The organism is Pseudovibrio sp. Ad5 (assembly GCF_001623095.1).
Taxonomy (GTDB): Bacteria; Pseudomonadota; Alphaproteobacteria; order Rhizobiales; family Stappiaceae; genus Pseudovibrio.
In genome coordinates this window covers 146205-172336 of sequence record NZ_LMCH01000066.1, presented here as the reverse complement: position 1 = coordinate 172336, position 26132 = coordinate 146205, and the positions used below count along the sequence as shown (strand labels likewise).

The window sequence follows — 26132 nt, the reverse complement described above, 5'->3', positions numbered from 1 at the left end:
TTTTCGGAGAGGTATATGCCTGAAAACAAATAGATAGAAATCGAGCGCTCCGGATGAAGCGCTCGATACTCTGAATTATTTGGATTCGTTTGCTGCACTGTCTGCACTTGGTGGGAAGGCTGCATCAGTCTTCTCGCCGCGGAGCAGGGATTTTGCCAGGTTCAGCTGCACATCTTTGTCTTTGTCCTGTGGCACGTAAGCCTGACTGCCAGAACCTTCATCGCCTTCTTCAGCCTGAAGGTGACCACGCAGACCTGCTTCGCCTTTGGTTTCAGCACGGCCTTTCAGCTCATCAGGCAGTTCCTGCAAGGAAATGATGTCAGGGCGGATACCCTTAGCCTGAATGGAGTTGCCAGACGGTGTGTAATAACGAGCAGTTGTCAGACGAATAGCACCATTCGCACCAAGTGGAATGATGGTCTGTACAGAACCTTTACCGAAGGAACGTGTGCCCAGAATAGTTGCGCGGCGATGATCCTGCAGAGCACCGGCTACAATCTCAGAGGCTGACGCAGAACCGCCATTCACCAGAACGATCACAGGCGCACCCTCAGTCAGGTCACCATTGCGAGCGTTATAGCGCTGGGTCTCTTCAGCATTACGGCCACGGGTAGAAACAATTTCACCACGGTTCAGGAACGCATCAGAAACAGCAATCGCCTGATCCAGCAAACCGCCTGGGTTGTTGCGCAGATCCAGCACAAAGCCCTTCAGGTTATCTTCGCCGATTTCAGCAGTCAGCTCATCAACAGCGTTTTCCAGGCCATCAAAGGTCTGTTCGTTAAACTGCGTGATGCGGATGTAACCGATGTCGTCTTCTTTGTTCCAGCGAACAGAGCGAATGCGGATCACATCACGGGTGATGGTGATATCGGTTGGTTCGTTGATACCTTCACGACGCACTGTAATGACGATGTCTGTGTTCACCAGACCGCGCATTTTTTCGACAGCCTCATTCAAGGTAAGGCCCATAACCTGTTCCCCATCAAGATGGGTAATCAGGTCACCTGCCTGTACGCCTGCTTTGTAAGCCGGAGTGTCGTCGATAGGAGCAACAACCTTCACAAGGCCGTCTTCCATGGTCACTTCAATACCAAGGCCACCAAACTCGCCGCGGGTCTGCACCTGCATATCGCGGAAGCTCTTTGGAGGCAGATAGCTGGAGTGCGGATCAAGGCTGGTGAGCATGCCGTTGATAGCGGTCTCGATCAGCTTGGAGTCAGCTGGCTCCTCTACATAATCAGAGCGCACACGTTCAAACACGTCGCCAAACAGATTAAGCTGATTGTAGGTATCAGGAGACGCAGCAGAAGCTGGTTCAGCAAATCTGAATGGTGCCTGAGAATATGTTACGACCGCCGTAGCCCCCATGACTACGCCAACCAACAAAAGCGATGCTTTCCGTATCATCCGCGAACCTTTTCGTTTTCGGCGCGTGACCACCATGGGTTGGGGTCGATTGCAGTGCCGTCTTTCCTGAATTCTACATATAAAACCGGCTGGTCCAAACTAAAATTAAGGTTATTAGCGCTTGCGAGGCGCGTTTCTCCCATTTTAGCGATTGGCTCTCCAGCTAGAATAAACTGCCCTAACTCCACCATGACATCGTCCAGCCCGGACATAAGGACATGGTATCCGCCGCCTGCATTAACAATTACCATCTGCCCGTAAGAGCGGAAATCCCCTGCATACACCACCCAACCATCAGTGGGGGAGGTGACCTGGGCATTCGGGCGTGTCGCAATGGATTGGCCAGTTGTTACGTTGCCAAATCCATCTGCAACCCCAAAGTCTTGCAGGAGTGTTCCAGACACCGGATCAGGCAAAAGCCCAAGGGTATCCGAAAAAGCAACAACCGGTTTCAATCGGCTCGGATCAGCAAACGGATCACCGGAGGCGATCCGGTTTTGCCGCTCAATGTCCGCAAGTCGCGCTGCTTCTGCCGCACGACGGCTGCTATCCACTTCTCTTTCAAGGTTAGCAAGCAACTCTTTCAAAGAGGTTGCCTTTTCGGCAAGTTCCCTGGCGCGAGCCTTCTCGGCTTCCAGCGCTGCAAGGCTTTCCTGCCGTGCTGCCTTCTTCTTTTCTAAAAGTAATTCAACACGATGGCGCTCTTCCGCCATCTGTATTGCACCACTTCGAACCCGGTTGCGCTCTGCTTCAATTTTTGCTCGAAGCCGAGACAATTCAGCAAGATCACTCGCCAGCGCTTCCGCCTCAATCCGCACTTCTGGCATGATTGAGTTGAGCAGGATCGCACTGCGTACCGCACCAAGAGCATCCTGAGGACGCACGACCATTGCTGGCGGCGGGCGATGACCGATCCGTTGCAAAGCGCTTAAAACTTCAGCTAAAACATCTTTACGTTCATTCAATGACGCCCGGACAGATTGCTCATTTTTTCTGTGCCGGCCCAAACGCGCTTCAGTGGCTTCCAACTGGTTTTCCAGTTTTTTCATACGCTCACCGGTCCGGATCAACTCTCCGCTCAGGCTCTCACCATCACGCTCCAGCGCACGAATGGATCTCTGAATTTCTTCACGTTTTTCTTTGGAGAGGGAGATATTCTCATTCAGGCTGCGAAGCTCTTTTTCCCGTTCCTTTTTTTGGAGCAGGGCAATCGCAGCCGGATCTTCGGGATCAATCTTGCCATCTTCAATTTTAAAGGAAACGTTCGTCAGTTTTTGCGCAGTACTTTGCAGCGGCAGAACAAGCGCTACCGCAAAAAACAAGGCAAAGCTTGTCACCAATCGGAGGATCAGGTTTCCCCTAAGACGCAACAACTGAACTCCCAAAGTGCAGCGCAGAGCAAAACGCTGACCTTAATACTAAAATATCGACGTAGACCAACCCTGCAAAACAACAGGCACGCAGCCTCAAAGTTAACGCCGAGGATAATGCTCCAGACAGCGTTAAGGAAGTGTCAACCACGTTGAAGGCTTAGCGACTTCCAGTAAAAACATCAATATCTACAGTAGCCATTCGGGCAGGTGAAACCGGAATGGGCAAATACAAAACAGTCTTAGTGGAAGGTTTTGGAATAAGAGCGGCAACCTCCGCACCATTCACGCCCGATGATACGGATGCCCTGTCAGTATGGTGATTGCGCGGTAGATTTGCTCGCCGCACAGGATCCGGACGAGTTGGTGTGGCCATGTCATGGAGCCCAGAGCGAGCTTCAGGTCTGCGCGTTGCAGCAGTGCCTGGCCGTGGCCGTCGGCTCCGCCAATGGCGAGCACCATATCCGAAATACCCTGATCGGCCCAACCGCCAACCTTTTTGGCAAAGGCTTCGCTGGAAAGTGCCTTGCAGTGCTCATCCAGTGCAATCAGGATCGCACCGGAAGGAAGCGCATTGAGCAACAGTTGCGCTTCTTCGTCTTTTCGATCACTCGTACGGGCAGCCCGGCTCTCTGAAAATTCGACCACGGACACAGAAGTAATGCCAACGGAACGGCCAGCTTTGCGGGCTCGGTCCAGATAGCGTTCAAGCATGTCCTTTTCCGCGCCAGCTTTCATTTTGCCGACGCAGGCAATCGTGACTTTCATAAAGTCTCCGGGATTAGATCGTAGTGACCCACAAAAAGATCTCATGCAGATGGAGCAGCACCTGCATCAGCGGCATTTGCCCAGACTCCCTCATTCCCCCAAAGGGGCAGAGAATTGACTGGTGTAATAGTCAGTGCTTCAAAGAAGCACTGATACTATCCGATGAACTGCGTCGGTGCAGAGCTATCCGCAGACCACATTTTTTCTACATTGTAGAAACTGCGGACTTCTGGGCGGAAAATGTGAATGATTGCATCACCGATATCGATGAGCACCCAGTCACAATGCGGCATGCCCTCAACGCGAGCGTTACCGTAGCCAGCATCTTTCAGATCACGGAGCAGGTAGTCGGCAACAGCACCCACATGGCGATGAGAGCGGCCAGAAGCCACAACCATGTGATCAGCCAGAGCAGATTTGCCTGTAAGATCTAGAGATACGATATCCTCAGCCTTGGAATTCTCCAGGCTGTTGAGGATCAGTGCAAGCACGTCCCCCTCATTGGTGGGATCATGCGGTTGAAGAGGAGCGATGGTGTCCGTCCCTTCATGTTGAGTTGTCATGGTCAGCTTAAGAGCCCTCGCCATGGTTAGAGAAAGCAGTACTCTGCCGGTCGAAAAGCCTGAAATGCACAAACTCAAGCCTTCCGTCAAGAAGAATACTCAGGTCCCTATGGCATTTTCAAGACGCTACTTGCCGTAAAAAGCGTAAAGTTACCCTGGGGTGTGTCCTCTATTCCTCAGGAGGGTGGAAGAGGTTTCATCCAGCGGACCACGTAAAATGGTCCAGCACGGGGCTTTGCACTCAGGCAGTTGGTCTGCACTTTTTTCTTTTAATTGAGCAAAGGCATACCTTTGGCAAACTTGAGCGGAAAGAGACGAAAGGGTCGCTTTAGGCCGGTCAACAATTGCCACAGGCACCCCTTCTATAATGCTCTGCCAGTTTTGCCAATGGTGAAAATTGGAGAGATTGTCTGCACCCATAACCCAGACAAAATTCAGATGCGGTCTGCGCAGCTTTAATTGCTCCACCGTACTTGCCGTGTAAGAGGTGCCAAGTACCTTCTCATAGGCCGTCACCTTCATGCGTGGGTGCCGTGCCAAAGCCTGCGCGGCGGCAACACGTTCTTCCAGGGGCGCGAGGTTTCGGTGAGATTTCAGTGGGTTTCCGGGCGTGACCAGCCACCAGATCTGATGCAGGTTCAAGCGCCGCAATGCCGTCTCCGCCACCATAAGATGGCCGGGATGTGGGGGATTAAACGACCCGCCAAACAAACCAATGCGATTGCCCGGTGCAGCATAGGGAAGGCGCATCCAGTCTGGTTGCACAATCCCAAGCTTGCCGTGGTTATCGCGCATTGTGGGGTCGGGGTTCGTCATGGACGTGTTTGGCCGTTCCCGCGAACCACGTATTTGAAGCTGGTCAGCTGTTCCACACCAACAGGTCCGCGTGCATGCATGCGGCCAGTTGCGATGCCAATTTCGGCGCCCATGCCAAACTCACCACCATCCGCAAACTGTGTGGATGCATTGTGAAGAACGATAGCCGAGTCCACTTCTGCAAGGAATTTGCGGGCCGCAATCTGGTCTTCTGTGATGATGCAGTCCGTGTGATTGGAACCGTAGATCCCAATATGCTCAATCGCATCTTCCAGCCCGCCAACAATCTTCACAGAGATGATCGCATCTAGATATTCAGTCGACCAGTCGTCATCAGTCGCCTCAGAAGCGGTTGGGCAAAGCATCATAACGTCTTCATCACCGCGTATCTGGCAGCCCTTCTGTTGAAGAGCAGCAAGAATTGGCGGCAAAATGGTTGCTGCCACAGCTTCATCAACCAGTAGCGTCTCGGCAGCACCACAAATGCCCGTCCGGCGCATCTTGGAATTGACGGTGATTTCAATCGCCTTATCCAGATCGGCCTTTTTGTCGATGAAGATATGAACCAGACCTTCCAGATGCGCAAACACAGGCACACGGGCCTCATCCTGAACACGGGCAACAAGGCTCTTGCCACCACGTGGAATGATTACATCAAGATTACCGTCCAGGCCTTTCAGCATTTCACCAACAGCAGCACGGTCTTTCACCGGCACAATCTGTATGGCATCTACCGGCAGTCCGGCGTCTGCAAGGCCAGCCTGCAAAGCTTTATAGATAGCAAGGTTGGAGTTGATGGTGTCAGAACCACCGCGCAGCACAACAGCATTACCAGCCTTCAGGCACAGTGCTCCTGCATCCGCAGTCACGTTCGGGCGGCTCTCATAGATAACGCCAATCACACCAAGAGGCGTGCGAACGCGAGAGATGTCCAGACCGTTCGGGCGTTTCCAGTCCGCAATCGTAGAACCGACAGGGTCGTCCAGCTTGGCAATGTCTTCCAGCGCGCAGGCAATGGCCTCAATGCGCTCTTCGTTCAATGTGCCGCGATCAACAAAGGATGCCAGCTGACCATTGGCCTGCATGCTCTCCAGATCAATCGCATTCGCTTTGAGGATCTCAGGGGTTGCAGAGCGAACGGCAGCTGCCATCGCTTCCAGGCCTTTGTTCTTCTGGCTTGTGGGGGCAATGGCAAGAGTACGTGCAGCAGCGCGTGCTTGTCTGCCAAGAGTTGCCATCAGGTCGCGAACATCGGTGTTGTCCGCATTTGCCACTTCAGAAGTATTCAGCATCTGCAAAACCCTTAAGTCATCACTGGTTGAACTTGGTCAACCTAAACAGTTTCTATGAATTGTCCAAATCAGATGTAGAGAGCACAAGGTCGTCCGTATGGACCATTTCTGCCCGTCCCGGATAGCCAACAATGGCTTCAATTTCTTTGCTGTTGCGCCCGATGATGAGAGAGGCCTCACCGTAATCATAGGCCACAAGGCCGCGACCCACATCATGCCCGTCCACATCTATTATACGCACAGCATCACCACGTGTGAATGTGCCATCCACTTTGGTCACCCCTGCTGGCAGCAGGCTCTTGCCCGCCTTCACAGCTTTCAGCGCACCTGCATCCAGCTGAATGGTGCCATGCGGCTTCAGGTGACCGCTGATCCACGTTTTGCGGGCGCGGGCGGGTGAGGATGGAGCAGGGAACCATGTCGCCCGTGCGCCATTTTCAATCGCGTTGAGTGGGTTCATGGTCTTGCCACTGGCAATGATCATGGATGTACCAGCGCTCTGCGCAATCTTGGCTGCATCAATCTTGGTCTTCATGCCGCCAGAGGAGAAGGCTGTTCCCGGCGCACCGGCCATAGCCTCAATCTCCTGCGTCACCTGAGGAACCTCAGGCAGGAAGATGGCATCAGGATCTGTCTGCGGAGCGGCGGTGTAAAGCCCGTCCACATCAGACAGCAGCACAAGAAGATCCGCACTCGCCATGGTCGCCACACGGGCGCCCAGACGGTCGTTATCGCCATAGCGGATCTCAGAGGTCGCAACGCTGTCATTCTCATTGATGATCGGGACAGCGCCCATCTTCAGCAGAGTGCCAATCGTCTCGCGCGCATTGAGGTAACGGCGACGCTCTTCCGTGTCGCCGAGCGTCAGCAGAATCTGGCCAGCCGTTAAACCACGCGCACCGAGAATTTCAGAATACGCCTGAGCAAGTGCAATCTGGCCCACAGAAGCGGCGGCTTGCGCCTGCTCCAGTTTGAGCGGACCAGCTGGCAGACCAAGCACACCACGACCAAGAGCAATGGAACCGGAAGAGACCACCAGCACTTCTTTCCCAGCTTCGGAAAGAGCCTGAAGGTCATCTGCCAGCGATTCCAGCCACTCACGCTTCAACCGGCCTTTTTCTACCAGAAGGGCAGAGCCGATTTTGACGGTGATGCGCTTATAGTCGCTCAGACTTCGAGCCATTACGGGCGCCACTCCTCAATTCCATCAGAAGGAATGGCATTGGCCTCGTCTTGCTTATCCTTGTCAATTGCACGAATGATCATGCGCTGAGCAGTGTCGATGTTTTCACCACTAGCAGACGAAATGATCAAAGGCTTCTGACCGCAGGCTTCTTCAAGAGACTTAAAGCGCTCTTCGCGCAGCTCTTCTGTCAGTGCATCTGCTTTGGAAAGACAAACAATCTCAGCCTTCTCATCCAAACCATGGCCATAAGCTTCCAGCTCACCGCGAATGGTGCGGTAAGAATCTGCCGGGTCTTCTTCGCCAGAGCCATCCACCAGATGCAACAGAACGCGAGTCCGCTCCACGTGGCCAAGGAAACGGTCGCCAAGACCATGACCTTCGTGTGCACCACGAATGAGTCCCGGAATGTCAGCGAGCACAAAGCCGCGATTGTCGAGTTCACACACACCCAGGTTCGGGTGCAGCGTGGTGAACGGATAATCCGCAATCTTTGGGCGTGCTGCTGATACAGCGGAGAGGAAGGTGGATTTGCCAGCGTTTGGCAGACCCACAAGGCCAGCATCCGCAATCAGCTTCAGGCGCAGCCAGATCCACTTTTCGTCACCTTCAAGACCAGGGTTCGCATGGCGCGGTGCCTGGTTGGTTGAGGATTTGAAGTGCGCGTTACCGAAACCGCCATTACCACCTTTCAGAAGCAACAAGCGCTGACCAATCTCGGTCATGTCCGCCTGAACGGTCTCGTTGTCTTCTTCAAGAATCTGAGTGCCTACAGGAACACGAAGCACAACATCGTCGCCCTTGGCGCCGGTTCTGTTGCGGCCCATGCCATGCATGCCGATTTTTGCTTTGTAGTGCTGTGCGTAGCGATAGTCGATCAGTGTGTTGAGGCCATCAACGCACTCAACCCATACATCGCCACCACGGCCACCATCACCGCCGTCGGGTCCACCTTCGGCAACATATTTCTCACGGCGGAAGCTGACGCTGCCCGCGCCACCATCACCAGACTTTACAAAGATCTTTGCCTGATCGAGGAATTTCATTTTATTCTCTTTCGTCCACCTGTGACGTTCTTTGGAGGACGTCATAAAGCCCTATTGCGCTCCCGCCAAGGGCGGAACGGCAAATCTGGCTAATTTTATTGCTTAAGCGTGTTCCCGAAAAGTGTCTAGCGCTTTCCGGAAAAGAATAAGCAACCTGATTTATGGTTTACTGCCCTGAACAGCCAAAAGGCTCACGAACATCAATTCGCAAGCCTTTCAAAATCCAGATGCGCAAGAACAAATCTCTAAAGACAAGCTGCTTTAGAGACTGGACCGTCAGGCTGCAATCGCCTGCATTGATGTCCATCTGTCCCGGGTCAGCGTAACTGTGGTGTAATCCATTTTGAGATCGCCACGTGCGCGGTTCTTCTCTTTAGTCTCGCCAGTCACCTCAAACCCGTTCTTCTGAAGCACATTCAGAGACTTCGGATTAATGGTGAACAGGCCGGTGTTCATCGCAGCTGCATTCAGCCGGTTGAACACGTAATCGCAAACCAGGTTGGTTGCTTCACTGGCATAACCTTTACCCCATTGGGATTTAGCCAGCCAGTAACCGAGGTGCGGTGTTGTCGAGACATTGCGGATGCCAATGACGCCGACAAGGCCTTCGCCATTGTCGATCACCCAGTTGATCTCTTCGCTGTGAGATGTCGTGCGGCAATGGTCAAACCACCAGTCACCATCATCCTTTGTATAAGGATGCGGAACGACAGTCAGCATCTTGCTCACATCGAAATCATTCAAAGACGCATTATGAATATCAAAATCACTCTCGCGAAAATCGCGTAGGATCAAGCGCTCGGATTGTAACTCCGGGAACATGACAATCTCTTCTTATTCTTCTTGGAACGCTTGGCTTGTTGTCGCTGGCGCTCTTTCTCTTAAGTACACGAAGATAGCGTCAAACCCGTCGAGCCATGTGCTTGCAACGCGCCGGTGCTATCCAACCCTTGCTTTTGGTTCCTGAGATCTCAAGTGAATCCCTGCCACGAGTGCTGGGTACGATCACAAAGGGACGAGGGAGCAAAAGGCTGTTGCCGCAACCTTGCTCAAAGACCCTATCCTGCCATCTGCTGAAAGTCGCGGAACGCATAAACAGGCGCGCCAGCCAGATCAGAGGAGCAGGACCCATCTTCAATTGCCCGATAAACACACACAGATCGGAGAATCAAAGGTGATCAATGCCTGCACCTTTATTCACAGGGGAACAAAGTAAGCAGACAACAGCATCTTGGAGGTTTCTAAATCCGAGAGGAACTTAAAAGCTTGGGGGCGGTCACTATCTCGGACCACTCCCTATTGCAAGCGCTTAGAGCATGTTCATGGAATTTTTTTCACATAGTGAGGAATATTTGCGCGAATATCGGCAAAACCCGCAATGCAACCACAAGGTGACCTAACATCGGGTTTTCCCTCAACTTTTATGCGTTTTGTGAAAACATCAGGGAATAAGTTAGGATTTGACTCAGTAAAAACACAGAGAATTTAAAAAAATTGGTTCTACAGGCATCAAATGGAAAGCTGGATCTTTACTTATCAGTCAATATGTGGAATGCCGTCTCTACGTTAAGACTATCGACACCCTGTCTCCTTTTTAGGCGTCAGTGCACTCGATTTCGCCCTGACGCAACCAAAGCCATCTGCATGTCGCAGCGGCACACTAACTAGGAGATATCACGATGGCTAAAGGCACCGTGAAATGGTTCAACAGCACTAAAGGTTTCGGTTTTATTGCACCTGAAGATGGAAGCAAAGACGTATTTGTTCACATCTCTGCAGTAGAGCGCTCCGGTCTGTCTACTCTGGCTGATGGCCAGGACGTAACTTACGAACTGGAAGCTGGTCGTGATGGCCGTCAGAGCGCTGTAAACCTCGAAACCGTATAATTCGAGCTGTTCAGTGAAAAAGAGCGCAGCAATGCGCTCTTTTTTTTGTCTGGAATTTGGCCCAGACATCAATAAACCAACAATGAGATAGCCATCAGGCTTCCATTCAGCCAAAACGACCCTCTACAGAATACCATCCTCCCCAAATCCGGCTCCCAACATCATGCTTCGCCGTGATGTCAGCTGAACGCCTCCACATTCCAGTCCCTTGCAATCTTGTTTCTCCTCACCAAACTCACTAGAGCTTAGTGTAAGATACGGTATCGTACCCACGTGAGAGACGGAAAACCTGCATGGAATCAGAGAAAAAGGTATCGCGCGGCGAAAAGCGGAAAAATGAGCTTTTAGAAATTGCAGCTGATGCGATCATCGAACTTGGCTATGCCAACACCTCGATGGATGAGATCGTCAGACGCGCCCGCGCCTCCAAAACCACAGTCTACAGACACTTCAAAAACAAAGAAGCAATGTTGGCAGAGATTGTCAGCAACCTGTCTGAAGGGCCTGTCCTCTCCATTAAACCTCTCGACTCAAACGAAGATGGTGGCTCCCGTCAGGAGCTTGAAGAGATTCTTTTTGTCTTTGGCAAGGCCGTTCTGACCCTCATCTATGATGATAGAACTCTTGGCCTTTGGCGCATGTTGATAGGTGAGGGCAGTCGCGCTCCTCATATTACCAAATCATTCTTCCAGCTTGGCCCCAAACGGGCAACCTCCAGCATTGCACAGCAGCTCCAACTGGCGAGCAGTCTGGGTATCGTCGCCATCGAACACCCTGAAAACGCAGCGGCTATCTTCATGGGTATGTTGCGCGAGGACACTCACCTCGCTCTTCTGCTGGGCGTTCAATCCGCACCGACTCTACAGGAAATCTCAGATCATGTTCGCCAATGTGTGCATGATTTCATGAAAGCATATGGCGCCTGATCTCAACTAGCGCCGACCAGCTGAAAACAGTCATGCTTGACGAAAGTGATTTTTATCTGCTAAGTGTACGGTACAGTATCGTACACTTACGGAGATAGAGATGCTTGATAATAACACTGTGACACATCTCATCGTGACCCGGGCAGCGGCCATGCCAACGCCCCAGCACATCAGCTTAAACAAAATCAAAAAGTCGAAAGACGGCATGGAGCTTGAGGTCGATTTCCTCGCAGAGCTCACAGGCGACGGCTTGGTCAAGACCGGCGTGGTCCAGCCCAACGTCCCTGGCTTTGGCGCTTTTGAAGTTCTCTGCGACGAAGGCTCATCCATTGGCGGCACGGATACAGCTCCCGCACCATTGTCTTACCTGGCCGCGGGTATCGGCTTCTGCCTGCTCACGCATGTGCATGGGTTGGCTCAGTCCCGGAAGCTGAACATCTCCTCCATCAAGCTGGAGCAGAAAATGAAGTTCCAGTCCAGAATTCCGGGAATGACCGCTGAAGAAGGCTCGGACATGCTTGGTGTTTCAAAAGGCGTCGAGACAGTCATCATCATCGAATCGCAAGAGGACCCATCTCTGATTGCCTCTTTGGTGGAGGCGAGTGAGAAAGCCTGCATGGCGCTTCAAACCGTCGTAAATGCAGTCCCGGCATCGACCACCATCATCAACAACGGCCAGAAACTCTGAGCCAGAATTGATGTGTAGGGCAGCCTCTCAAGCATAATCGTTTGAGATGTTGCCCTCCTCTCCATTTCACCTTCTCAACAATGTCTCCGAGAAGGACGGAGGAAATACAATGACATCCTCTTCCCAACACAACTACTTCCCCACCACCTTTCGCAACCAGCTCATGGCAACAATCGTCTGGGCTCAGGTCTTTGTTCTCTATTGCATTGGCCTGTTGGTTTTCACCGAACAGGACACAAGTCAGATTTTCTGGGCAGATCCGTTCATCAAGATCGTGCCGATTTACGTCTCTACCTGGCTCATCATTTTCACCTCGCTGCTTTTGGGCTGGTTTTGCTTTAACAAACTCGGCTGCGCAGGCTTGATAAAGCACACGCCCGGTTTGCAGATCGTGAGCGGTGTAAGCACAGCAATCATCATCACATGCATTATCTGGGCGTTTTTCGGGAGTGAACTGCCTGACTTTGTCCCGGCAGAAGAAAGCTCTCGTCCAGGCTATCTCTTTGGCATGGTTGCAGGTTACGGCGAAGAACTCGTCTTCCGCATGTTACTGAGTGCGCTGGTCTTTTTCGGAATGTTCAAACTACTGGCAGGCGTTGAGTACAGGTATCGCGTGTTCTGGTCTGCTGGCACTGCAATCCTCATCGCAGCACTAGCTTTTGTCTTCCTTCATGAGCTTGGAGAACTGGATAGCATCTTATTGTGGAACCTGATCGCCACACGCATTCTCGTTCCCGGCATCATAATGGGGAGCCTGTTTTTTCTGGCCGGTCCGGGTTTTCTCATCTTCATGCACAGCACCATGCACATCATGATACCGCTGCTATTCGACTAATCCCAAAACTTGTCGCGCGCACCCATCGGCACGCGACAAGCAATTCATCTTCAAACCGTCACCGCCCGCATGGCTTCCCATAAAGGACGGGTGAGCTCCACATTGATGAGAGTGACTTCTTCTTCTCCGCGAGCGCGACTTTTTTCTGGCTCCGAGCCGATTGTCTGGAAACCGTTCTTCGCCAGCACATTCAGGGACCCGTCATTTTCTTCAAATGCGCCGGAAGTCACTTTGCTCACACCCAGTTCCTCAAAACAGTAATTGACCACCGCCTCAGTTGCCTCGCTCATATAGCCTTTGCCCCAGAACGGTTGCCCCAGCCAATACCCAATGCGCGGGAAGCCATCTTCTGGGATGCGTATTCCAATGCCCCCTGAGAACCCATGTTCGGATTCAATAACCCAGTTTGTCTCTTCGCTTAGCGGTGTCTCCTTGATGTGGTTCAACCACCATTCTCCATCCGCTTTTGTGTAAGGGTGGGGCACCACAGTCAGCATCTTGCTGACATCGAAGTTGCTGATGTATTCGCAGATCGATTTCAGATCATCCTGCTGAAACTGGCGGAGTGTCAGGCGGTTTGTTTTGAGTTCAGGAAACATCATCATTACTCACGATTTTTTGTCTGAATTAGTCAGTCGAAGAAAGTCATTGCGGGTCACTTGCAGCTGGATCTCATCGAGCTCCACATTGCCCCGCGCGCGGCAGGCGTGCTTGGCCTCACCAGTAATCTTGAAACCCATCTTGGTCAGCACCCGCAGGGAGGCCGGGTTCTCCTTGAACACTCCGGTCCGCACCACATGCAGCGCCCGCGCTTCAAACAGATAATCAAGAACAACACGCAAAGCCTCACTCATCAGCCCTTTGCCCCAATGCTCGCGCCCAAGCCAGTAGCCAACGCTCGCAGCTCCACGCAATTCCTTCGCTTTAAAACCACCACAAAACTGCCCATCAAGCTCAATTGCCCAGGTCACATTCTCAGCTGTGTTGTTGGCAAGCGCCTGCTCAATATAATCCCGCCCATCCGCTTCCAAAAACGGATGCGGTTGACTGCTCAGCGACTTGGAGACTTCAAAATCCCCTAGGTATGCACAAAGCCTCTCCAAATCCTCAGGCCGCATCTCGCGCAAGACTAGGCGCTCGCTGCGTAGAACGGGGAAGGTTGTGTAAGTGCTGTTTCGTTGTTTCATCACAGCAACTCTTTATCTTTAAAAGGCGAATGTTCGTCACTTTCCGTCCGGAACTGGTCAATGGAAACTTTCAAAAACTCCTCTTCCAGCTCCTCACCGCCCCTCGCATTGCTGGTATTGGTGCGTAGCCCTTTGGTAACGAAACCAACTTTCTGCAACACACGCAAAGAAGCTGGATTGCAACGAAACGCGCCAGTTTGCAGTGTTTCGAGGCCTCGTTTTTGGAACAGATAAGTCAGGGCTAAATGCAGCGCCTCACTCATCAGCCCTTTGCCCCAATGCTCGCGCCCAAGCCAGTAGCCAACGCTCGCAGCTCCATGCAACTCCTTCGCTTTAAAACCACCACAAAACTGCCCATCAAGCTCAATTGCCCAGGTCACATTCTCAGCTGTGTTGTTGGCAAGCGCCTGCTCAATATAATCCCGCCCATCCGCTTCCAAAAACGGATGCGGTTGACTGCTCAGCGACTTGGAGACCTCAAAGTCCCCCAGGTATGAACAGAGCAGCGCAAGATCAGCTTCCCGCATCTCCCGTAAAACAAGCCGCTCGCTGCGTAGAACAGGAAAGGTGCTTTGGGTTGTCATGTCGCTCAACCTTCCGCTTCTGCGAGGTCCACAAAATCGGCTTTGGGCAATGTAAGCCGGAGATGTGGAACCATGATATCACCGCGTCCTTTAGAGGGGATAGTTTCTTCGCCCACTTTGCTGAAGCCCATCTTATCCAATAAGTGAGAGGAGGCGGGATTGTCGGCAAACACACCAGCCTCAAAGCTCGTAATAAAGCGCTGCTCAAACCCGAAACGCAGAACTGTGCGCAGCGCTTCGCTCATGTAACCACGCCCCCAATAAGGCTCACCCATCCAATAACCGGTCCAGCCAGTTACATCCTCAAACTTTGACCAGATGCAACCGACAAGGCCAGTTCCATCATCAATGGCCCATAACACAACACTGGCAGGATCATTGGTTTTGCCGCGATGGATGTAGAACCTGCCAGTCTCTTCTGTAAACGGATGCGGCATGCCAGAGAGCATGCTCGCAATCGCATAAGAGTTCGCCAGCTGGACAAGGCGATCCAGATCACCGTCTTCAATCATGCGCAATCGAAGACGGTCTGTTTTCAGCTCTGGAAAAGCCATTCTATCTTATCCCCGCCACGGCAAGCTGTGGTTGCTCAGCAGACTGTGCCAGCTTGAGTTCGAAATTTTGGGTCTCAATTTCGTCGGACTCTCTGGAAGCGCAGGAATGCGTGCAGACAGAGGTTGGAACGAAGCCGTTCTTCATAAGAACGCGGAATGACGCAGGATTCTCCAAAAAAACGCACGCATCAACGTTTTCAACGCTACGCTCATTTTGTAGATAGTTTACAACGGCTTGCACGGCTTCACTCATATAACCCCGCCGCCAGTAGTATTTTCCAAGCGCATAGCCCAAAGAAGCAGATTTGCCGATCCGGTGTGCACCAATGGACCCGATGAAGCCCGTACCATTATCAATCGCCCAAACCACATCCGAATTCAGATCATTAGAATGACTACGAGTGATAAACTCATGCGCCCACTCATTAGTGATCGGATGCGGAAAGCTGGCAGTCATCCGCGCCACATCAAAATCAGAAAACAGGAACCGCAGCCGAGGATAATCATCCGGCTGAAGTGCTCTTAAAATCAAACGGTTGGTTTGTAATTCCGGAAAAATCATTGCGCTGCCTCCTGCGCTCTGGACTGCTGTGCACTGATGAAATCAAGCGGGGATATTAGGAACTCTTCTGTCGGATAATTGCCCGCGAGGCGGGCACGACTTCGTCCCTCATTCTGTCCGGTATGAACAAATCCAAGTTTTCGGATCAGTGCCTGAGATCCCGCATTGTCGCTAAAGGCATCGGCAAAGATGGAAGGCAGCTCACGTTCCAGCAGCAGGTAGCGAAGAACCTCACTAACTGCCTCATACATAATGCCTTTTTTCCAATGTTCTTCTGCAAGCCAAAAGGCGAGTTCAGGTTTTCTGGAAAGGTGGCCTGCACCAACGCCACCAACCACTTCACCCTGCAGCTCAACGGCCCAGTTCACTCCATGGCCAAGGTCTCTGGGCATAAACCTTTGCAGAAAGACCTCAGCATCCGCTTTGGTATAAGGATACGGAGCACTCGCCAGCATTCGAGTAACATTCTGATTTTGCAGCAGTTTAAGAATGCGAGGCGCATCCGTCTCTCTCCATTCCCGAAGTGTCAGACTGGCTGTTCTCAAACGAGGAAAAGTGGTCATTGTGCTGCCTCCTGCACTCTGAGCTGTTGTGCTGCGATGAAATCAAGCGGGGATATGGCGAACTCTTCTGTAGGATAAGTGCCAGCCAGACGAGCTAGACTGCTCCCCATTCCTTGCCCGGTATTAACAAAACCAAGCTTGCGCATCAGGGCTTGAGACCCTTTGTTATCGTTGAATGCATCCGCAATGATTTTGGGGAGTTCGCGTTCAAGAAGAAGGTAGCGCAAAGCTTCGCTAGCGGCCTCAAACATAATGCCTTTTTGCCAATGTTCTTCAGCAAGCCACCAACCCATGTCTGGTGTTTTATCAAGCGGCCCGGCACCAATACCACCAACCACTTCTCCTTTAAGCTCGACTGCCCAATTCAAAACTTCATTCAAATTGTGAGGCATAGCCTTATGCAAAAAGGCCTGGGCATCTGCCTTTGTAAAGGGATGTGGCTTGGAGGTTAGCATGCGTGTAATATTCTGATTTTGAAAGAGTTTTAGCGCGCGAGGTGCATCCGTTTCTCGCCATTCTCGCAGTGTCAGGCTGGTCGTTCTCAAACGAGGAAAAGTGGTCATAGTGCTGCTCCCATCATCACATGCGCATCACCATGCAACGCCTCAAACCGATCCCGCGGCAGATGCATGATGATATTCTCAACGTCTTGTTGCAGAGATTTGGAGTAACGGATGCAAACTCCAACAGGCTCAAAACCCAGCTTTTTCAGTAGTTTCTGAGAAGGGTAGTTCGTCGCAAACACACGGGCTGCGAAGGTGTCACAGGCATCGCGCGCAAAGCCCCAATGCAGCGCAGCAACACATGCTTCAAGCATAAGTCCATGACCCTGAGCTTTCTGGGAAAGCCAGTACCCAATGGTTGGTAGCTCCGGGAACTCATTGAGATCACCGGGTTTTTGAACATCAACACCACCAATAAGTAGGCCGTTATGTTCAATGGCAAACGGAAAAGTGTCAGTGAGAGGATTAGCGTTCAGTGCGAAGTCTGCCACTGCATTCAGCTCACTCCTCTGTGCAGGCCAGCTTGCACCGGTCAGCCAGCGAATGATTTCATAGTCAGAGTGACCAATCTCCCAATAAGGTTCAAGATCCTCAGGTTTGTAACGGCGAAGCCTCAGTCTTTGGGTATCTATAGTTGTAGTCAACATTGTAAAAGGCCTTGTAAATCAAACTCATATTTCTCTAATCGTTCGTTGGAGTAGGTAAGTGAGGGTAAAACGCAGCATGGCCTTGATGACCCGGATTGCAGACAGAGCGACTGCATCAGGATCAGGTAAAAGCCTGCTGGTTTTGTGTGGTTGAGGGTAAGCCGTTACAGCCAAACAACAATCACGCTGCCGAAAGCAGGTTGCTGTCACTGCAACCTGCTGATCTGGCATCACTTAACCAGCAGAGCCCCATCGCGTATTCGCGATCCATTGGCTGCGGGTCAGTGTAAAGCGTGTGGCATCCACCACGGCCATAGCGCCGAGAGAATGCAGCTTTGTCGTTCCGTCCTGCTTAAAGCCGCACTTTGACAGCACGCGGTGCGAGGCAGGATTGCTCACGCGACAAGAAGCGGAGAGCTCCTTAACGCCGTTAGCAAACGCGAATTCGATAACAGACTGAACAGCTTCTGTCGCATATCCCTGGTTCCAGAATGGCTCGCCCACCCAATAACCCAGGTGCACAGCACCAAAGTCTTCGGCAAGCGGGTTGAAACCGATAGCGCCAATAATACGGCCAGTGTTCTTCATGCGGATCGCGAACGTCGCCTGAGATGGCAACTGCACATCACACCGTTTCACGAGCGCTTTAGCGTCTTCATACGTGAAGGGATGCGGCATGTTCGTCAGTTTCTCAGCGATCCGACGGTTGTTGGCTAAAAACAGGATGTCAGCCAAATCATCCTTGCGCGCTCGGTCGATGACAAGACGCGCGGTGTCCTGCGGCGACCCGGCCGCAACGCAACTGCTTTCTTCTGGGATTTCTTCGTATTCAACTACCATGGTTTTAACTCCGGTCTACTGCCCATCCCACTGGACAAAGAAAAAGGGAAGATGGCGTCCCATCTCCCCTTTTTCTGATCTTTCGATCTGAACCGGATTTTTCCAAATCCGTCGGGGTCTGATGAGACGCCGACGATTTGGATTATCACGTCAGCGTTACTCGGCGGCGAGTGCCACCGGCATCACATTAATAAATGTTCGGCCATTGCGTTTTTCTTCGAATGCAACTTTGCCTTCGACGGTTGCAAAGATGGTGTGATCTTTACCAATGCCAACACCTGCGCCTGGGTGCCACTTAGTGCCACGCTGACGTGCAATGATGTTGCCAGGAATCACGGCTTCGCCACCGAACTTCTTGATACCAAGGCGACGACCAGCTGAGTCGCGACCGTTGCGGGATGAACCGCCAGCTTTTTTATGAGCCATAACGAAGTACTCCTCGTTTAATCTCTAGGACAGAAACTTGCGCGAATTACTTCGCTGCGAGTTCCTTAGCCTGTGCAACCCAGTTATCACGTTCGAAGCGGCCTTTAGTGCCAGTTTCTTCTTCAACGCGGGCGATGTCTTCAGCAGAAAGAGCTGCGATCTGTGCGTAGGTAGAGATACCTGCAGCATTCAGCTTTTTCTCAATTGCTGGGCCAAGACCCTGCAATTTTTTCAGATCGTCGGAGCCTTCAGCAGCTGGTGCGGCGGCAGCTTTCTTAGGAGCAGCGGCTTTTTTAGCTGGCTTAGCGCCACTGGTCAGGATGTCGGTGATTTTCACAGTAGTGAAAGCCTGACGGTGACCATTACGACGACGGGAGTTCTGACGACGACGTTTTTTGAAGATGATGATCTTACGATCACGACCCTGCTCAACAACCTCAGCTACAACAGAAGCGCCTTCAACGGTTGGTGCACCAATGGTGGTTTCAGCATCTGAACCAACCATGAGAACTTCGTCAAAAGTTACTGTTTCACCAGCTTCGGCAGAAACTTTTTCGATCTTCAGAAGATCGTCAGCAGCAACAGTGTACTGTTTACCGCCTGTTTTGATGACTGCGAACATGCGCATGTCCTTCTTATCTAAGCGCACCCTTTGGCGTCGCAGCAAACTGCGAACTTTGTCGACCGTTTCCTTTATGCTCTAGGAACGTCCCGTTTCGGGGAGATCGACCGCAAACTCTGGAAAAAACCAGAAGGCGGTTTCGATGTCTTGCCTCGGACAGCGCGAAAACACGGGTTTCCCCGCAATTTATGAGCTGCTGGAATATACGCAGGCATTCTGGAATGTCAACGCAGAATCTCGCCAATTATATTAGAAATACGAGAGGTGAGATTTATGTCACGAATACTCAACTGTCAAAGAACGCTCCTGCATCGGAGTGATTCGCGCTATGGTTGCGCTGTCAGATTTATACCTACGATCTAATTGTTACGTCCAAATACCTATTCCGCTGCGTTTTAAGGTTCATTCTATGATTGTTTTAAGGATCGATAAACCTTCGCCAGCCAACAATAGCGCAAAGAGATTTGTGCATGTTCCATACAAGTGCTTAGGGGAGAAATGAGCGCCGAATATGGAATGTATGTGACAATCTCGCGATCATTATCATCCAATGAATTAAACCGCATACGTGCGGGGGGCATAAAATGCGCATTCCAAAGTTCGCCTGGATATACTCCGTCGTAACTAGAGTTACAGCTCTTGGGTTGTTGCCGATACTTGTGCTGGGTGGGGCGTTGATTTCCCTCTCCCAAATGAACAGCCAGAATGCTGAGTTTCAAAAAAATACGCAGACCTATAACCAGCTGATGCAAAACGCTCAGGCGATTAGTGCAGCAGTAGATCGTATGCGCGCAATTGGTGGGGAGTTTTTGCTTCATCCAAAAGCAGAGGCATCTGACATTGCAGCAGATGCTCGTGAGCGCGTTGTTGTATTGGTAGAAGAAACACGTGAACTGAATGTTTCAGGCATTGAGGACGAACTCTACGATAACCTGGAAGGCTATGCCTACGGGTTTTCAGAGACGTTTGGCGCAGTGGTTGAAGCGACACTAGAGCGTGGAACCAGCTCAGATGGAGGTCTCATTTCAGTCCTTCAGGGGGCTAGTTCCACAATGCAGCTCGAAATTAATAAGGCACGCCGGAAACTGAACGTCAGCAAAGACACTCATCGTGTCGCTGGTTTGCTAAAAGATCTTCAGGCCATGGAATGGACCATTGGCGTTGACGGGTATGAAATTGAAAAGAGTACCTTCAAAAGCCGCATCGAGCAGTTTGGCATGGTCATTCAAACAGCGAAAATGCCAGAAGAAACATCTCAGGTAGTGAGCGAGCTCTGGGCAACCTACACAGAGACGCTGGAGCAGATTGAAACTCTGAATGCTGACATTCAGGAGGAGATGGTCTTCGCTCTGGAACAACTGGACGAGATGATCCCGGCTGCACAACAGCTCAATGATTTTGGTGCGGCTGGTGAAGCGGAAGCAACTGCGCTTCATAATGAGGCATCAGCTGCAAGCATGCAGCGCTTCTTGTTGCAAGCTGGCGCAATGGGCATTATCGGCCTGATGATTGCTGGCTACATAGCATGGCGCATCTCTCGCCCGCTGGCGAACCTGCATACGGCCATGGGCGTTCTGGCAAAAGGGGACGTCTCAATCAATATCGAAGGCACTAAAGGCCGGGATGAGTTCGCGAAAATGGCGAAGATTCTGGAAGTTTTCCGTGCCAACGCTATTGAGCGAAATCAGCTGAACGATGAGCGCGATGAAGACAACAAGCGTCGTCAGGAACGTGAGCAGAAAGTTGCTCTTCTGGTGCGAGAGTTTGAAAAAGCAGCAACGGCCGCAGGCGATGGCTTTAACTCCGCGATCCAGTCTTTGCATGAAGCCTCCTTCGCTTTGAATGTCACTGTCGAAAGTGTCTCTGATAAAGCTGGCAAAGCAGGTGATGCAGTCAGCCATGCATCAACATCAGTGGCAACTGTGGCATCTGCCAGTGAGGAAATGTCTCTTTCCATTAAGGAAGTAGCGTCTGAAGCGGTGAACTCCAAAGACGTTGCCGATGAAGTCGGTGGGCTTGTCATCAACACGTCCAAGACAATTCAGGAGCTGGCTGAAACTGCATCCCGTATTGGAAAAGTTGTTAGCCTGATCAAGGATATCGCAGACCAGACCAACCTTCTTGCTCTCAACGCCACCATCGAGGCAGCGCGCGCTGGCGAGATGGGCAAAGGCTTTGCGGTTGTGGCCTCTGAGGTGAAACATCTGGCAAACCAGACCACCACCGCAACGGAAGAAATCTCGCAACAGATCCATGCGATCCAGCAGGTGTCTACTGATGCCGTTGGCTCCATCGAAAAAGTGACGAGCATGATGGAGAAGCTATCCACCAGCTCTTCAGCAGTGGCAGCAGCTGTAGAACAGCAGTCTGTAACTGTTGGCGAAATCGCGCGTTCTGTGACCGATGCATCTGATCAGTCCCGTATTGGCGAGTCCGAAATGGGGGAAGTTGCCAGCACTATTGAAAACTCCACCAAAACTGCAGAAGACATCAACAATCAGGCAGACAGCATCTCTGAAGAAGCTGATCAGTTTAACCGCTCGATCAAAGCCTTCCTTGAAAACGTTCAAGCCGCATAATTCTCCAGAAATGGACAGTCATTTCAACGCAGTGGGTTCGCTCACTGCGTTTTTCATTGGCTGGTGACGCGCGAGCTGTGAGTTATCTGCGGCATAGCGGTCGCAGGGCTTGCCGAAGGGAAAGCTTCTTTATATGGTCCGGCAATCCTCACCACGAGGATCAATTAGGAGAGTTGCCGGAGTGGTCGAACGGGGCGGTCTCGAAAACCGTTGAGCACGCAAGTGTTCCGAGGGTTCGAATCCCTCACTCTCCGCCATTTGTTCTTTAGCCTACTTTTTCAATGATCATCGTAAGCCACTTCTCGTGAGGGCTGTAGGGCTTGTTGCTTAGCGTAATGCGGGCATCTTGAAGCTGTAGGTTCGGGACCTGCTGTAGGATGTTGCTGAAGTGAGCTTCGGTCATCATGGAAAAGCGACGCCCGTCATCGCGGTTTACTTCTCCTTCTCCCAATTTGAAAGAAGCAAACAAGGTGCCGCCATTCTTGAGGGCATTGCAGAGATTGGTGAGTGCGAGAGGTAGTTCAGAATAAGGAACGTGAAGCAAAGAGGCGTAAGCCCAGATAGCATCGTAAACCTGCTCGCTGATAAATTCCTGAAATGTGTTTTGCTGGACAGCTATACCGATCAGTTTACTAGCCGATTTCACCATTTCAGCAGATGCATCGAAGGCGTCAACTTCAAAGCCAAGCTGCTTGAAAGCATAGGCATCACGCCCGGACCCGCATCCCGCATCGAGAACTCGCCCACCTGGCGGCACTCTCTTGAGGAACCGTTGGTAGTGCTCCTCCATGTCCAGATGTAGTGTGCGCTCGATAAAGCTCTCTGCATTCTTCTCGTAATAGGCTCGGGTGGTCTCTGATGAATTCGGCATAAGACCTTCAACTCTCCCTTAAGTCAGCAACAAATCAGTCTGGATTTTGAAACAGTTTCTCTGAAATGACCAACACTTTTGCAAAAGAGCATTTGCAATTACCGATCTCAGACTTAATGATCCTACAGGTTCAGGTGGTGCTGTTGCGCTAACCGATATCTGCACCTGAGAAATATGGAGAATGCATAATGACCGTCGAAGCTGCTGAGCCACAACAAGTGTTGGATATTCCGAAAAAATTGGGACGTAGGCTGCGTCTGGGAATGATCGGCGGCGGTCAGGGTGCATTCATCGGCGCAGTTCACCGCATCGCATCGCGTTTGGACGATCGCTATGAGCTTGTTGCTGGTGCCCTTTCTTCTGATCCAACGCGGGCAAAAGCGTCAGCTGAAGAACTCTATATCTCATCTGATCGTGCCTATACCTCCTTCGAAGAAATGGCAGAAAAAGAACCGCTTCGGGATGATCCGGTTGATGTAGTTGCCATTGTGACGCCTAACTATATGCACTATCCGGCAGCTCGCGCGATGCTCGAGGCCGGTATCCATGTCATCTGCGATAAGCCGATGACAACGACGAGTGAAGAAAGCAATAAGCTTGTTCAACTGGTTGAGGAAACCGGCAAGCTGTTCCTGTTGACGCATAATTACACCGGCTACCCAATGGTCCGGCAGGCGAAAGAGATGATTGAGGCAGGTGAACTCGGGAAAGTTCGTCTGATTCAAGTGGAGTACCCGCAAGATTGGCTGACTGAGCCGATTGAGCAATCAGGCCAAAAGCAAGCCAGCTGGCGTACTGATCCAAAACGATCCGGAGCAGGCGGCTGTATCGGAGATATCGGAACGCACGCCTACAATCTTGCCTCCTTCGTATCCGGCATGAAAGCAACGGAAGTTTTGGCGGAGCTGACAAGTTTCGTAGAGGGTAGAGCGCTGGATGATGATGTGCAGATGCTGCTGCGCTACGAAAATGGTGCCAAAGGAATGCTGTGGGCGTCTCAGGTTGCTCCGGGCAACGAAAATGGGCTGAGACTGCGTGTTTATGGAGACAAAGGCGGTGTTGAGTGGGTGCAGGCCGACCCAAACCATCTGGTTTACTCACCCTATGGGAAGTCAAGCTACCGCATCACACGCGGCGGCCCAGACGCAAGAGAAGCCGCAAATGCAGTCTCTCGCATTCCAGGTGGTCATCCGGAAGGGTATCTGGAAGCTTTCGCAACAATCTATAACGAGTTTGCTGATGTTTTGGCTGCGCGCATTTTAGGTCAGTCAGAACCTGAGCGCAGCAAACTGCTTCCGACTGTATCTGATGGACTGGATGGATTGAACTTCATCGAAACAGCCGTGAAAAGCTCTCAGAACGGCGGTTCATGGCAGAAACTATAAGAGATGCTCCCCCCGCCATAACAGAACGGCGAGGGGAGTTTCTTTAGGCTTGGGAGCCTGCTGGTTTGAGTGGTGGATCCTCTTGTGAGGCCATGCCGCCTGAAACTTCTTCCGTTGCTTCGGCAGTAAGCTCTTCTGGCAATACAAGATTGAGTACAATCGCGATCAGAGCAGCAGGAAGCAAGCCACTCGTCATCAAAATGCGCAGCGTGTCAGGCAGATACTGAACAGCTTTTGGATCCAGCTGCAAACCAAGGCCGATTGATAACGCAATCGCGAAGATCACCATGTTCCGGCGGTTCCAGTTGACGTCGGAGAGCATGGAGACGCCAGCAGCGACCACCATTCCAAACATAACGATCACACCTCCGCCGAGCACTTCGATAGGAATTGTGCGAATGATTGCTCCAACCTTGGGTATCAGTCCGCACACGATGAGGAATAAAGCACCAATGGTCACCACGTGGCGGCTCATCACGCCTGTCATGGCAATCAACCCCACATTCTGGCTGAAGGATGTGTTCGGCAAACCACCAAAAACACCGGCTATGGCTGTGCCAAAACCATCAGCGTAGGTTGCCCCTTGGATCTCCTTGTCGGTCGCCTCACGTCCTGCACCGCCTTTGGTAATGCCAGAGACATCGCCAACAGTTTCAACAGCACTCACAAACGCCATGAGACAAAAGCCAACCACAGCAGCAAGGCTGAAATCAAAGCCGTAGGCGAACGGCATCGGTAGGGCAAAAGATGCAGAGCGACCAACGCTTGCAGCAATCCCATCCACAGTCACCATGCCAACCATCATCGCGTAAAGGTATCCTGCAAGGATGCCAATCACCACGGCAGATACAGCTAAGATCCCGCGGGCATAGAACTTCAAGCCAAGCGTGACGAGAATTACAATGAGCGCAGCAGACCAGTTGAGCATACTTCCATACTCAGGCTTGCTAATGGCAGGCACACCACCCGCAGCATACTGAATGCCCACTTTCACCAGCGCCAGACCGATCATGGTTACGACAAGACCAGTCACCAGTGGTGGTAAGGCAAAGCGAATGCGGCCAATGAACATCCCTAGAATGGCATGGAACAAACCACCAATAAGCACGCCTCCAAACAGAGCAGGCAAAGCTTCAACACCTTTACCTGCAACGAGTGGGATCATGATGGGTATGAAAGCAAAGCTGGTACCCTGCACAATCGGCAAGCGGGCTCCGACTGCTCCCATTCCAATTGTTTGAAAAAGCGTAGCTATTCCGGCAAACAGCATGGACATCTGGATCATGTATGTCATGTCCGGGAAACCCTGCGCCCCTGCATCAGAGCCAAACCCAAATCCGGCAGCTCCGGCAATAATGATCGCCGGAGTAACATTTGAGACAAACATGGCAAGCACATGCTGAATGCCAAGTGGAACCGCCTTATGTAAGGCAGGTGTGTAGTTCGGATCACGCAGTTGTTCTGATGTCCCGATGGAATTGCTGGTCATTTAGTCCCCTCCTACTAATGACGCACAGTGTTATTCCGTTATTAAGTAGGCCTCCTCCAGCCAGTGTTCTTCTAGGTTATTTCCGTCCCCAATCCGGTCGACAACAGCGAACAGTCCTGACCCGTTGATGGGGGTCAGAACGCCGTGCCATGTGTTCCGTTTGATATTGATGGACTGGGTTGAACTCGCCATAAACGCACGAGGTGATGAAGGCCGTCCACCTTCATCTTCGGCGACTATGACAAGATATTCTGATTGGTTCATCGGAATGAAGCATTGCGACCCTAATGGATGGCGCTCCAACATCGTCAGCGTGTGCGGCAGGCTGCGAAGCTCTGCCTGAAACAGGCTGATACCAGCGCGGCCACCAATAAACTCAACATCAGCCAGATCAGAAAAACGCTCACATCGGCCTTCGTTGATTAGGATAGGTGATGTCCCGCCGGTCTCAATCAGTTCACCAAACGGCATAAATACCGCAGAGGTAAGCTTCTCAATCCGTATGGTGCGCTCTGTTGTGACCTCATTACCCATATC

29 protein-coding genes and 1 tRNA gene are annotated in these 26132 nt (G+C 51.6%); 7 read left to right on the top strand and 23 right to left on the bottom strand.

The window, feature by feature from the left end; translation table 11 throughout:
• Nucleotides 1-75 precede the first annotated feature (75 nt).
• The 9 genes from PsAD5_RS25855 to PsAD5_RS25815 form a co-directional block, all read right to left on the bottom strand.
• Entirely contained in the window at nt 76-1410 is a 1335-nt protein-coding gene (locus tag PsAD5_RS25855; RefSeq protein ID WP_057462750.1) for a S41 family peptidase, read from the bottom strand.
• A complete protein-coding gene (locus PsAD5_RS25850) occupies nt 1407-2783 on the bottom strand; it encodes a murein hydrolase activator EnvC family protein (RefSeq protein ID WP_208981645.1) in 1377 nt (458 codons plus the stop codon). Before PsAD5_RS25850 ends, PsAD5_RS25855 begins: the two co-directional genes overlap by 4 nt.
• A 282-nt stretch (nt 2784-3065) precedes the next feature.
• Nucleotides 3066-3548, bottom strand: coding sequence for a 23S rRNA (pseudouridine(1915)-N(3))-methyltransferase RlmH (rlmH, locus tag PsAD5_RS25845; protein ID WP_063294206.1), 483 nt, complete (start codon nt 3546-3548; stop codon nt 3066-3068).
• Between the two features lie 155 nt (nt 3549-3703).
• Nucleotides 3704-4135, bottom strand: coding sequence for a ribosome silencing factor (gene rsfS, locus PsAD5_RS25840; protein WP_208860027.1), 432 nt, complete (start codon nt 4133-4135; stop codon nt 3704-3706).
• Between the two features lie 126 nt (nt 4136-4261).
• Complete coding sequence (locus tag PsAD5_RS25835) at nt 4262-4927, bottom strand: nicotinate-nucleotide adenylyltransferase (protein WP_084404626.1); 666 nt, start codon at nt 4925-4927, stop codon at nt 4262-4264.
• Nucleotides 4924-6219 carry a glutamate-5-semialdehyde dehydrogenase gene (locus PsAD5_RS25830; RefSeq protein WP_063294205.1) on the bottom strand — a complete coding sequence of 432 codons (1296 nt, stop codon included), beginning with the start codon at nt 6217-6219 and terminating at the stop codon, nt 4924-4926. The genes PsAD5_RS25835 and PsAD5_RS25830 overlap by 4 nt, the downstream gene beginning before the upstream one ends.
• Before the next feature lie 52 nt (nt 6220-6271).
• Nucleotides 6272-7402, bottom strand: coding sequence for a glutamate 5-kinase (gene proB, locus PsAD5_RS25825; protein WP_063294204.1), 1131 nt, complete (start codon nt 7400-7402; stop codon nt 6272-6274).
• A complete protein-coding gene (obgE, locus tag PsAD5_RS25820) occupies nt 7402-8448 on the bottom strand; it encodes a GTPase ObgE (protein ID WP_063294203.1) in 1047 nt (348 codons plus the stop codon). The genes proB and obgE overlap by 1 nt, the downstream gene beginning before the upstream one ends.
• Before the next feature lie 276 nt (nt 8449-8724).
• Nucleotides 8725-9270, bottom strand: coding sequence for a GNAT family N-acetyltransferase (locus PsAD5_RS25815; protein ID WP_063294202.1), 546 nt, complete (start codon nt 9268-9270; stop codon nt 8725-8727).
• A gap of 857 nt (nt 9271-10127) precedes the next feature.
• Here PsAD5_RS25815 and PsAD5_RS25810 point away from each other — a divergent pair.
• From PsAD5_RS25810 to PsAD5_RS25795, 4 genes are all read left to right on the top strand, one after another.
• A complete protein-coding gene (locus PsAD5_RS25810) occupies nt 10128-10334 on the top strand; it encodes a cold-shock protein (RefSeq protein ID WP_057461563.1) in 207 nt (68 codons plus the stop codon).
• A 293-nt stretch (nt 10335-10627) separates the two neighbouring features.
• Nucleotides 10628-11260, top strand: a complete 633-nt coding sequence (locus PsAD5_RS25805; protein ID WP_057461564.1) for a TetR/AcrR family transcriptional regulator — start codon at nt 10628-10630, stop codon at nt 11258-11260.
• Nucleotides 11261-11360: 100 nt separating this feature from the next.
• Nucleotides 11361-11948: an OsmC family protein gene (locus PsAD5_RS25800; RefSeq protein ID WP_063294201.1), complete on the top strand. Its 588-nt coding sequence runs from the start codon at nt 11361-11363 to the stop codon at nt 11946-11948.
• Nucleotides 11949-12057: 109 nt separating this feature from the next.
• Nucleotides 12058-12783, top strand: a complete 726-nt coding sequence (locus tag PsAD5_RS25795; RefSeq protein WP_063294200.1) for a hypothetical protein — start codon at nt 12058-12060, stop codon at nt 12781-12783.
• A gap of 50 nt (nt 12784-12833) precedes the next feature.
• Here PsAD5_RS25795 and PsAD5_RS25790 read toward each other — a convergent pair whose 3' ends face one another.
• The 11 genes from PsAD5_RS25790 to rplU all read right to left on the bottom strand — a co-directional run bounded on the left by PsAD5_RS25790 (nt 12834) and on the right by rplU (nt 19271).
• Nucleotides 12834-13385, bottom strand: coding sequence for a GNAT family N-acetyltransferase (locus PsAD5_RS25790; protein ID WP_208988841.1), 552 nt, complete (start codon nt 13383-13385; stop codon nt 12834-12836).
• A 6-nt stretch (nt 13386-13391) separates the two neighbouring features.
• On the bottom strand, nt 13392-13970 hold the full coding sequence (locus PsAD5_RS25785) for a GNAT family N-acetyltransferase (protein ID WP_063294199.1): 579 nt from the start codon (nt 13968-13970) through the stop codon (nt 13392-13394).
• Nucleotides 13970-14554 (bottom strand): GNAT family N-acetyltransferase, encoded by a 585-nt coding sequence (locus tag PsAD5_RS25780; RefSeq protein WP_063294198.1) that lies wholly within the window; start codon nt 14552-14554, stop codon nt 13970-13972. The genes PsAD5_RS25785 and PsAD5_RS25780 overlap by 1 nt, the downstream gene beginning before the upstream one ends.
• Before the next feature lie 5 nt (nt 14555-14559).
• Nucleotides 14560-15108 carry a GNAT family N-acetyltransferase gene (locus PsAD5_RS25775; RefSeq protein WP_063294197.1) on the bottom strand — a complete coding sequence of 183 codons (549 nt, stop codon included), beginning with the start codon at nt 15106-15108 and terminating at the stop codon, nt 14560-14562.
• A gap of 1 nt (nt 15109) precedes the next feature.
• Nucleotides 15110-15670 carry a GNAT family N-acetyltransferase gene (locus PsAD5_RS25770; protein ID WP_063286541.1) on the bottom strand — a complete coding sequence of 187 codons (561 nt, stop codon included), beginning with the start codon at nt 15668-15670 and terminating at the stop codon, nt 15110-15112.
• Complete coding sequence (locus tag PsAD5_RS25765) at nt 15667-16233, bottom strand: GNAT family N-acetyltransferase (RefSeq protein WP_063286542.1); 567 nt, start codon at nt 16231-16233, stop codon at nt 15667-15669. Before PsAD5_RS25765 ends, PsAD5_RS25770 begins: the two co-directional genes overlap by 4 nt.
• Complete coding sequence (locus PsAD5_RS25760; protein WP_063286543.1) at nt 16230-16796, bottom strand: GNAT family N-acetyltransferase; 567 nt, start codon at nt 16794-16796, stop codon at nt 16230-16232. Before PsAD5_RS25760 ends, PsAD5_RS25765 begins: the two co-directional genes overlap by 4 nt.
• Complete coding sequence (locus tag PsAD5_RS25755) at nt 16793-17383, bottom strand: GNAT family N-acetyltransferase (RefSeq protein ID WP_082830551.1); 591 nt, start codon at nt 17381-17383, stop codon at nt 16793-16795. Before PsAD5_RS25755 ends, PsAD5_RS25760 begins: the two co-directional genes overlap by 4 nt.
• Nucleotides 17384-17617: 234 nt before the next feature.
• Entirely contained in the window at nt 17618-18223 is a 606-nt protein-coding gene (locus PsAD5_RS25750) for a GNAT family N-acetyltransferase (RefSeq protein WP_063286544.1), read from the bottom strand.
• Between the two features lie 156 nt (nt 18224-18379).
• A complete protein-coding gene (rpmA, locus tag PsAD5_RS25745; RefSeq protein WP_057461576.1) occupies nt 18380-18649 on the bottom strand; it encodes a 50S ribosomal protein L27 in 270 nt (89 codons plus the stop codon).
• Between the two features lie 46 nt (nt 18650-18695).
• The gene (gene rplU / locus PsAD5_RS25740; RefSeq protein WP_057461735.1) at nt 18696-19271 is read right to left on the bottom strand and encodes a 50S ribosomal protein L21; all 576 of its coding nucleotides are present in this window, start codon (nt 19269-19271) and stop codon (nt 18696-18698) included.
• A gap of 584 nt (nt 19272-19855) precedes the next feature.
• Between rplU and PsAD5_RS25735 the strand changes: the two genes are divergently transcribed.
• Both PsAD5_RS25735 and PsAD5_RS25730 read left to right on the top strand, forming a co-directional pair.
• Nucleotides 19856-21850 carry a methyl-accepting chemotaxis protein gene (locus tag PsAD5_RS25735; RefSeq protein WP_208981647.1) on the top strand — a complete coding sequence of 665 codons (1995 nt, stop codon included), beginning with the start codon at nt 19856-19858 and terminating at the stop codon, nt 21848-21850.
• Nucleotides 21851-22017: 167 nt separating this feature from the next.
• Nucleotides 22018-22107, top strand: a tRNA-Ser gene (locus PsAD5_RS25730).
• A gap of 8 nt (nt 22108-22115) precedes the next feature.
• On the opposite strand, the gene PsAD5_RS25725 is transcribed toward PsAD5_RS25730, so the two are convergent.
• Nucleotides 22116-22721 carry a class I SAM-dependent methyltransferase gene (locus PsAD5_RS25725; protein ID WP_208981648.1) on the bottom strand — a complete coding sequence of 202 codons (606 nt, stop codon included), beginning with the start codon at nt 22719-22721 and terminating at the stop codon, nt 22116-22118.
• Between the two features lie 188 nt (nt 22722-22909).
• Here PsAD5_RS25725 and PsAD5_RS25720 point away from each other — a divergent pair, with 188 nt between their 5' ends.
• Nucleotides 22910-24106 (top strand): Gfo/Idh/MocA family protein, encoded by a 1197-nt coding sequence (locus tag PsAD5_RS25720; RefSeq protein WP_063294196.1) that lies wholly within the window; start codon nt 22910-22912, stop codon nt 24104-24106.
• 43 nt (nt 24107-24149) lie between these two features.
• Here the strand turns inward: PsAD5_RS25720 and PsAD5_RS25715 are convergent, their stop codons facing one another.
• A complete protein-coding gene (locus PsAD5_RS25715) occupies nt 24150-25595 on the bottom strand; it encodes a uracil-xanthine permease family protein (protein WP_063294195.1) in 1446 nt (481 codons plus the stop codon).
• A gap of 30 nt (nt 25596-25625) precedes the next feature.
• Nucleotides 25626-26129, bottom strand: coding sequence for an ureidoglycolate lyase (locus tag PsAD5_RS25710; protein ID WP_063294194.1), 504 nt, complete (start codon nt 26127-26129; stop codon nt 25626-25628).
• Nucleotides 26130-26132: the final 3 nt, after the last annotated feature.

Excerpts from the sequence above, each read along its gene's own strand:
- PsAD5_RS25855 (WP_057462750.1), bottom strand. The coding sequence starts at position 1,410 with ATGATACGGAAAGCATCGCTTTTGTTGGTTGGCGTAGTCATGGGGGCT.
- rlmH (WP_063294206.1), bottom strand. The coding sequence starts at position 3,548 with ATGAAAGTCACGATTGCCTGCGTCGGCAAAATGAAAGCTGGCGCGGAA.
- rsfS (WP_208860027.1), bottom strand. The coding sequence starts at position 4,135 with ATGGCGAGGGCTCTTAAGCTGACCATGACAACTCAACATGAAGGGACG.
- PsAD5_RS25835 (WP_084404626.1), bottom strand. The coding sequence starts at position 4,927 with ATGACGAACCCCGACCCCACAATGCGCGATAACCACGGCAAGCTTGGG.
- PsAD5_RS25830 (WP_063294205.1), bottom strand. The coding sequence starts at position 6,219 with ATGCTGAATACTTCTGAAGTGGCAAATGCGGACAACACCGATGTTCGC.
- proB (WP_063294204.1), bottom strand. The coding sequence starts at position 7,402 with ATGGCTCGAAGTCTGAGCGACTATAAGCGCATCACCGTCAAAATCGGC.
- obgE (WP_063294203.1), bottom strand. The coding sequence starts at position 8,448 with ATGAAATTCCTCGATCAGGCAAAGATCTTTGTAAAGTCTGGTGATGGT.
- PsAD5_RS25815 (WP_063294202.1), bottom strand. The coding sequence starts at position 9,270 with ATGTTCCCGGAGTTACAATCCGAGCGCTTGATCCTACGCGATTTTCGC.
- PsAD5_RS25810 (WP_057461563.1), top strand. The coding sequence starts at position 10,128 with ATGGCTAAAGGCACCGTGAAATGGTTCAACAGCACTAAAGGTTTCGGT.
- PsAD5_RS25805 (WP_057461564.1), top strand. The coding sequence starts at position 10,628 with ATGGAATCAGAGAAAAAGGTATCGCGCGGCGAAAAGCGGAAAAATGAG.
- PsAD5_RS25800 (WP_063294201.1), top strand. The coding sequence starts at position 11,361 with ATGCTTGATAATAACACTGTGACACATCTCATCGTGACCCGGGCAGCG.
- PsAD5_RS25795 (WP_063294200.1), top strand. The coding sequence starts at position 12,058 with ATGACATCCTCTTCCCAACACAACTACTTCCCCACCACCTTTCGCAAC.
- PsAD5_RS25790 (WP_208988841.1), bottom strand. The coding sequence starts at position 13,385 with ATGATGTTTCCTGAACTCAAAACAAACCGCCTGACACTCCGCCAGTTT.
- PsAD5_RS25785 (WP_063294199.1), bottom strand. The coding sequence starts at position 13,970 with ATGAAACAACGAAACAGCACTTACACAACCTTCCCCGTTCTACGCAGC.
- PsAD5_RS25780 (WP_063294198.1), bottom strand. The coding sequence starts at position 14,554 with ATGACAACCCAAAGCACCTTTCCTGTTCTACGCAGCGAGCGGCTTGTT.
- PsAD5_RS25775 (WP_063294197.1), bottom strand. The coding sequence starts at position 15,108 with ATGGCTTTTCCAGAGCTGAAAACAGACCGTCTTCGATTGCGCATGATT.
- PsAD5_RS25770 (WP_063286541.1), bottom strand. The coding sequence starts at position 15,670 with ATGATTTTTCCGGAATTACAAACCAACCGTTTGATTTTAAGAGCACTT.
- PsAD5_RS25765 (WP_063286542.1), bottom strand. The coding sequence starts at position 16,233 with ATGACCACTTTTCCTCGTTTGAGAACAGCCAGTCTGACACTTCGGGAA.
- PsAD5_RS25760 (WP_063286543.1), bottom strand. The coding sequence starts at position 16,796 with ATGACCACTTTTCCTCGTTTGAGAACGACCAGCCTGACACTGCGAGAA.
- PsAD5_RS25755 (WP_082830551.1), bottom strand. The coding sequence starts at position 17,383 with ATGTTGACTACAACTATAGATACCCAAAGACTGAGGCTTCGCCGTTAC.
- PsAD5_RS25750 (WP_063286544.1), bottom strand. The coding sequence starts at position 18,223 with ATGGTAGTTGAATACGAAGAAATCCCAGAAGAAAGCAGTTGCGTTGCG.
- rpmA (WP_057461576.1), bottom strand. The coding sequence starts at position 18,649 with ATGGCTCATAAAAAAGCTGGCGGTTCATCCCGCAACGGTCGCGACTCA.
- rplU (WP_057461735.1), bottom strand. The coding sequence starts at position 19,271 with ATGTTCGCAGTCATCAAAACAGGCGGTAAACAGTACACTGTTGCTGCT.
- PsAD5_RS25735 (WP_208981647.1), top strand. The coding sequence starts at position 19,856 with ATGCGCATTCCAAAGTTCGCCTGGATATACTCCGTCGTAACTAGAGTT.
- PsAD5_RS25725 (WP_208981648.1), bottom strand. The coding sequence starts at position 22,721 with ATGCCGAATTCATCAGAGACCACCCGAGCCTATTACGAGAAGAATGCA.
- PsAD5_RS25720 (WP_063294196.1), top strand. The coding sequence starts at position 22,910 with ATGACCGTCGAAGCTGCTGAGCCACAACAAGTGTTGGATATTCCGAAA.
- PsAD5_RS25715 (WP_063294195.1), bottom strand. The coding sequence starts at position 25,595 with ATGACCAGCAATTCCATCGGGACATCAGAACAACTGCGTGATCCGAAC.
- PsAD5_RS25710 (WP_063294194.1), bottom strand. The coding sequence starts at position 26,129 with ATGGGTAATGAGGTCACAACAGAGCGCACCATACGGATTGAGAAGCTT.